Raw genomic sequence first — 6293 nt, forward strand, 5'->3', positions numbered from 1 at the left:
CACTAGGACCGTGTGCATCTATGTCAACACGATCTGCGAGCACCGATAGTTCACCAAGGCTGAATTCCGAGATTCGACCACCCATCAGCTCAGCGACTCGCCGCTTCGAGATACCGAGTTTGCCCGCCGCTACCGGCTGCGACCATCCCAGCGTCTCGACGTGGTGGCGAAGTTCGCGCATGATCTTTGCCCGTGCGCGCATACTCTCAGCCTCGGCAGGGGTATCCATGATGTCGTCCCAAATGGTCATCGCTCTCCTTCCTGCTAACCCTCGGTCTTGCTCACGTCGGTTGGAATCAAGTTTCACGGTACGTCGATGACGCGCGTTTCAGGCGGCTGGCGAGTATCTGTGTCGTCGACCGGGCTGCGGCCGCTGCCCCACATCCAGGCGAGGATCTCGAACACCCCGATCGCGCTGATGTCGCTGCCGATGCTGGCCTTGTCCCGCAGCGCGATCAGATGGTTGTGCAGTCGGCGGTCGTCGGCGTTGAGCGCGGCCCGCAGGTCGCGGTAGAAGTTGTGCTTGCCCGGGATGTGGCCGACAGCGGTGGTGACCACTGAGTCGATGACGGGCAGCAGGTGAGATCGCTTGCGCGCCGACAGCTTGCTGGTCTTGGTACGCCCCACGTTGTGGTTCTGGCGGACCTGCGACCACCGCTTCTCAGCCGTCTTAAGCAACTCGTCGCTGGCGTCGACGAGTTCGACTTCGGTGGGGATCTGACGCAGCAGCTCGTTCAGGCTGGCGCGGTAGTCCAGGTCGCGGTCGCCGAGAATCCGCAGCGCGGCTTGGCCGGGGACGTTGACGCTGAGCAGCGTCAACGCCACGAGATCGTCGCTGGTGAACTCGTCGGTGACAGTCCGATGGTTAAATGAGTTCAGTAGCAGGCACATTCGGAGCAGGACCTTCGCTCCAGAGCCTAAGGAAGGCGAAGCGCGTATGCGTCTGTCCAAGGTGGCAATCACAAATCACAGCCGGATCCAGGATCTGAATTTTGAGGTTCGCAGGCACGCGGTCATCGTTGGCGCGGACGACGTGGGCAAGTCCTCGATCCTGCGCATGCTGAACCTGCTCCTGGGGACGAGCACCGCCGGCCTCTACCAGGCGCTCAAACCCGGCGACCTACGCGATCAGGAGCAGCGTCTCGTGGTAAACGCTCTATGGTCTGGGTTCACGGATGAGAATCGTCGAGTCTTCCCTTCGGAGATCAGCATCGCCGAAGATCAGGTCGGCGAGTACCTCTGGGTCCAAATGGTGATCGAGCTGGACCCCGAGGACGAGGAGGCGGTGTCGATCCGCCGGTGGTTCCCGGAGAGCGGTCATGAACGAGCACCCAGCCGCGAGCAGCTGGAAGCGTTCGGCTGGCGCTTTCTGAAGGCGACCCGCGGCGCGTCGATGATGGAGGGCGCGCACAGCCCGGTCCGGACACTGCTGGCTGCCGCCGATCTCGGTGCAAACGAGGACGGGTTGAAGGCCATCCTCGGCAAGTTCAACGAGAAACTAGCAGGTAACGAGTCGGTCGGGGATTTGCTCGGCCGCGTCGCGAGCCATCTCAGCCGTTCGATGCCGCGGAACGTCACTAAGGAGAACTTCTCGGTCCGGAGCGTGACCGATCCGTCCAGCGACGTCCTCCAAGACGTGACGATCTTCCTCAACCGCGGCGACAGCCAGGTCGCGCTTTCGGAGCAGTCGGACGGGGTCCGCCAGCTCATGTCTATGACGCTCTTCGACCTGGCCGAGGGAACGGCGAACGTCCTCGCGATCGACGAGCCGGAGATCCATCTGCACCCGACCAGTCAGCGGACAGCAGCGGACCTCCTAAGCGGCGACGGGAATCAGAAAATCATTGTCACCCATTCGCCGTACATCCTTCACCGATTCGACCCCTCGGAAGTCATCGCGGTGGACCGCCACGGAAAGTGTCACCAAATCGGAGATGCAAAGCTGTCGAAGGTCGAGAAGGTGCGCGCGCACTGGTGGTCACCGCGGCTCCTGGAGGCCCTCACAGCGCGCTTCGTCGTTCTCGTCGAGGGCGACGCCGATCGGGTAATCGTCGAGGCGGCGGCACAGAAGCTGGGCATCGACTTCGACCGGCTCGGCGCTGTGGTCGTCGAACTGGACGGAGCGGACAAGTTCAGCAACGTCTTCCCGCTCCTCGGACCCGACGGCTTTGGCCCGACTCTGCTCGGACTGGTGGACGAGCAGGAGAGCGGAAAGTGGGTAAACGCCTTCAAAGGCAAGCGCAGCACTGTCGTAGACAAGAAGGTTTTCATCTCTGACATTGACCTTGAGGACGAGTACACCCGCGCCCTCGGTGGTCCGGTTGCGGCAAAAGCCCTCATCGATGGAAAGTTCTGCAAGGCACAGGGACTGCTGCAATCGACGGGCGTTGAGTCGATCGAGAAACTCGGTCCGGAAGCGGTAGCGAAGTTCTGCAGGGACAAGGGCAAAGTCGAGGCGGCGACATGCATCGCTGAAGCCCTGACGCCAGATGCGGCGGAGAAGATCGGCAGCGTGTCGCGTCTCGTGCGCACGCTTAACGAGCTGAGCAAGCAGTGAGCGGATTCTCGCTCAGCGAAGAGCAGCGCACTGCAGCGACCTCCACTATGGCGCACCTCCTGATTATCGCGCCTCCGGGATGCGGCAAAACCGAGGTCCTGGCGCACCGCGCCGCCAATCAGATCAGTTTCCTCGAGCAGAACCAGCGCGTACTCGCTTTGACTTTTACCAAGCGGGCCCGGTCTAACCTCGAGGAGCGTCTCCGCTCCGTGCTGGGCCACGCTCGGGCGCGTCGGCAGATCGTCGTCCGCAACCTCCACGGCTTCGCGACGCAGGTGGTCCTCGCCCATGGCAGGACTATCGGCCTCGATATGGAAGACCTGGAGCCGCCGAAGATAGGCACCATGCGGCGGGCGATGGAGACAGCGGGTGGCGGGCCCGCCATGTACGACGCCGAGCAGATCCTGAGCGAGATCAAGCGGGGACCGCTCTCGGACGCCGAGGTGTTGGCGGCTATCCAGCAGCGAGGTTCCGCGCAGGCGGTCGAGCTCGCGGAGAAGGTGGAGCGGTCGCGACAGGAGTCGAACCAGCTGCACTACGACGATCTCCTCCGGCACGCACAGCGCCTGCTCCGCATCCCCGCCGTCGCGCGGCTCTACCAGGCGCACTTCGGCGCGGTACTCGTCGACGAGTTCCAAGATCTCTCGATGCAACAGCTCGATCTCGCCCTGCTGAGCTGTACGTCCAGGCGGACGTTCGCCGGTGATCCGCTCCAGGGAATTTACTCGTGGGCAGGGGCCGCGCCTGACGAGGTCGAGGCGGAAATCAAAAAGACCTGCGGCGAGCCAATCAGGCTGCACGAGTCCTACCGCTCCTCGCCGAAGGTGCTGGAGACGGTCAACTCTGTGAGCGAGCTGGTCGATCCGGACTCTTGCCTGGTGTCCGCGCAGCCAGAGCGGTGGCCGGACAGGGGCTGCTCCGCTGCCCTTGTGCTCCCGGACCGCGCGGCCGAGGCGGAATTGCTAAGACGTCTGGCGGGATCGATCCTGGACCGGATGCCTGAAGCATCCATCGGGATCATCGCTCGTGCGGGGTGGCGCAGGGAAAGCATCGATGCGGCGTTCGTGGAGGAGAAGTCCTTCCCAGTCCGCCGATGGGACCTCGCGATCGACGACCCTGGGATCGTCGCCCTTATCCATTCGACCGTCGCGACCCTGCCGCATGGAGCGAGCATCACGGATGCGCGGCTGGCGGTGCTAGATGCCGTCGATCCCGCCGATGTCGACGCCCGCGAACTGGTCGACAACACGTTCGACACTCTGGAGCAGAGCGACGCAGTCACGGCGAAGGCGGCGGTGAGGTCAATCAGGGCGTCCGACCACAAACAGACCATCGGCCCCGGCGTCCACCTGCTCAACGCGCACACCGGCAAAGGCCAGCAATTCGACTGGGTGTTCGTCATCGGCCTGGAGGAAGGGCACCTACCGGGCAAGCGGAACAGCCAGGGTGACGCTCTGGCCGAGGAGCAGCGGGTCCTGCTGGTCATGCTCTCCAGGGCTCGCCACGGCCTGGTTGTCACGAGAACAGAGATGGCGGACGGAATGTACGGGCCGTACCAGGCCCCACAGAGCCGATGGTGGCCCGGGATCCGGGCCCACTTCTCCTTGGCGGAGGAGATCGAAGCACATCTGCAAGCAGATCTTCCGGCGTCGCCACCGATTCCGTCATAGACGACGACGTAAAGCACCCCGATCTCTTCGACGGATGGCTTCCAAGAGTTGGGTAGCGGATCAACTGCAGTTTCGGAACGGCGTCATCCGCAGCGCCAGGTGCGCGGGCCTCAAGTCGGGGTGAATCCTCGTGTGACAGCCGCAATCGCCGCAGTGGCTAACACCTGCGGAGCCGCACCTGACACTATCGACGGTCACGTAATTCCCCAGGGGTATCTATCAGGCAATTCCCCATGCTCGGGTGTGGCAGGTTCAGCGTAGCGGTGAATCGTCCTGGGTCGAGTAGAGACCTTGGTTATGCCACCTCCGTTTCGGAGGTGACACGCTCACGGTAGCTGGTTTCGTAGTCGATCGGCGTCTGGTAGCCCAGTGACGAGTGCAGACGCTCTGCGTTGAACCAGGACACGTAGGCGGCGGTCTCGCGTTCGACCTCGCCGCACCCGGCCATGATCGGGTGGGTGTCGATCAACTCGGTCTTGTACAACCCGATCGCCGATTCCATCAGGGCATTATCGAGGGCGTCACCGACGGATCCGATCGATCCGGTGATCTCGGCTTCGCGTAATGCAGCGGTGAACGCCAACGATGTGTACTGGGCGAGTTCAACCGGTCGATGCAACACCGGGCTACTGCAGGGAGCGTAGCTGCTCGGCGAAGACCTCGGCCGGGGTTCGCCAGCCGAGGACCTTGCGTGGCCTGTTGTTGATCGCCAGAGCGACGGCCTCGAGGTCCTCGGCGGACCACCGGGACAGATCGGTTCCCTTCGGGAAATACTGGCGCAGCAGGCCGTTCGTGTTCTCGTTCGTCGGTCGTTGCCAGGGCGAGTGCGGGTCGGCGAAGAACACTCTCGTGCCGGTCTCGAGAGCGAACCGGGCATGACCGGACAGCTCCTTTCCGCGGTCCCAGGTCAAGGTCTTGCGGAGCTGCTCGGGAAGCGTGGTCATCGATGTCGTCAGCGCGGCGTTCATCGCGACGGCGCCGTAGCCACCGAGGGACGGACCGTTCTTCACAGGCGGCCTCTCGCCCCACCCCTCCAATCGAGGCAGGTGCACCAGGATCGTGGAGCGGCTGCTGCGCTCGACGAGCGTGCCGATCGCGGACCGGCCGGTCCCGATGATCAAGTCGCCTTCCCAATGCCCTGGGACAGCACGGTCTTCGGCTTCGGCGGGGCGTTCGCTGATCACCACGTCCGCGGTGACATGTCCCTGCGGCTTGTTCTGCGATCGGCTACGGGGCACCCGCAGTGCCCGGCCGGTGCGCAGGCATGTGACCAACTCCCGTTTCAGGGCGCCTCGACCTTCGATGTACAACGATTGGTAGATCGCCTCGTGACTGATGCGCATGGACTCATCCTCCGGGAAATCAACTTTCAGCCGGTGCGAGATCTGCTGCGGGCTCCATGCCGTCGCCCACCGTCGGTCCTGCCGATGCGGCTTGTTCAGTCCTTTCCACGCGGGCGTGTCGGGGCCTGCGACGGCGGTGCCGTCGGGCCGGCGGACGGCCCCGGAGAGCCGCTCCTGCACATACTCACGCAACCTGTCGTTGTCTACCAGCTTCGCCGTTTTCGGGCGTTTCGCGGCTTGCTGCGCTTTCCACTGCGCCACTCCGGCTCGGTAGACCTGCGTGCCGCTGCGGGTCGCCGCGTTGCGGCGCAGCTCGGTGAGATCGTCCCCGGGTCGCGTCCGATCCGACGGGCGATCTCCCGCACGCCGACATCCTGGGCGCGCAACAGTGCGATCTCCTCACGCTCGGTGAACGACAGGTAGCGGCCCGTGGGCTCGTCCAGGCTGATCGGCGGCATGCCGCCAGCGTGACGGAACCACCGGGACCCGACCGGCCACGACACGCCGACGGCCTCCGCGGCGTCGGCAGTCGTCGCTCCTGAGGCGATCCGCTGCCAGAAATCGCGCTGCACCGCACGCGAGGGTTCCGGTCTCCCCGGTGACCGCATCGACGGGCGCAACGCCCGATCCGCCGCCCACTGCCGGCGGGCACCCACCGGCGCCTGGCGTGTCTGCTTGTTGCTGCGTCCCATCGCACACCTCCGTCATCGAGGTGTTGCGACT

4 protein-coding genes and 2 pseudogenes are annotated in these 6293 nt (G+C 64.3%); 2 read left to right on the forward strand and 4 right to left on the reverse strand.

Going from position 1 to position 6293, the window contains the following annotated elements:
* Positions 1-250, reverse strand: a 250-nt coding sequence (locus GOOTI_RS04300; protein WP_007237348.1) for a helix-turn-helix domain-containing protein, incomplete at its 3' end; no start/stop codon positions are given.
* Positions 251-303: 53 nt separating this feature from the next.
* Positions 304-891, reverse strand: coding sequence for a DUF6308 family protein (locus tag GOOTI_RS04305; RefSeq protein ID WP_007237349.1), 588 nt, complete (start codon positions 889-891; stop codon positions 304-306).
* A gap of 46 nt (positions 892-937) precedes the next feature.
* Between GOOTI_RS04305 and GOOTI_RS04310 the strand changes: the two genes are divergently transcribed.
* Together GOOTI_RS04310 and GOOTI_RS04315 are read left to right on the forward strand one after the other, a co-directional pair.
* Complete coding sequence (locus GOOTI_RS04310) at positions 938-2557, forward strand: ATP-dependent nuclease (RefSeq protein WP_007237350.1); 1620 nt, start codon at positions 938-940, stop codon at positions 2555-2557.
* Positions 2554-4227: a UvrD-helicase domain-containing protein gene (locus tag GOOTI_RS04315; RefSeq protein WP_007237351.1), complete on the forward strand. Its 1674-nt coding sequence runs from the start codon at positions 2554-2556 to the stop codon at positions 4225-4227. Before GOOTI_RS04310 ends, GOOTI_RS04315 begins: the two co-directional genes overlap by 4 nt.
* Before the next feature lie 295 nt (positions 4228-4522).
* On the opposite strand, the pseudogene GOOTI_RS04320 reads toward GOOTI_RS04315, so the two are convergent.
* Together GOOTI_RS04320 and GOOTI_RS04325 are read right to left on the reverse strand one after the other, a co-directional pair.
* A pseudogene (locus GOOTI_RS04320) lies at positions 4523-4876 on the reverse strand (integrase core domain-containing protein); the annotation flags it as partial.
* Positions 4854-6178: pseudogene (locus GOOTI_RS04325) on the reverse strand (IS30 family transposase). The pseudogenes GOOTI_RS04325 and GOOTI_RS04320, both read right to left, overlap by 23 nt.
* Between the last annotated feature and the right edge of the window lie 115 nt (positions 6179-6293).

Source organism: Gordonia otitidis NBRC 100426 (genome assembly GCF_000248075.1).
Lineage (GTDB): Bacteria > Actinomycetota > Actinomycetes > Mycobacteriales > Mycobacteriaceae > Gordonia > Gordonia otitidis.

Bases quoted from the DNA above. Each gene is read 5' to 3' on its own strand.
- GOOTI_RS04305 (WP_007237349.1), bottom strand. From the start codon at position 891: ATGTGCCTGCTACTGAACTCATTTAACCATCGGACTGTCACCGACGAG.
- GOOTI_RS04310 (WP_007237350.1), top strand. From the start codon at position 938: ATGCGTCTGTCCAAGGTGGCAATCACAAATCACAGCCGGATCCAGGAT.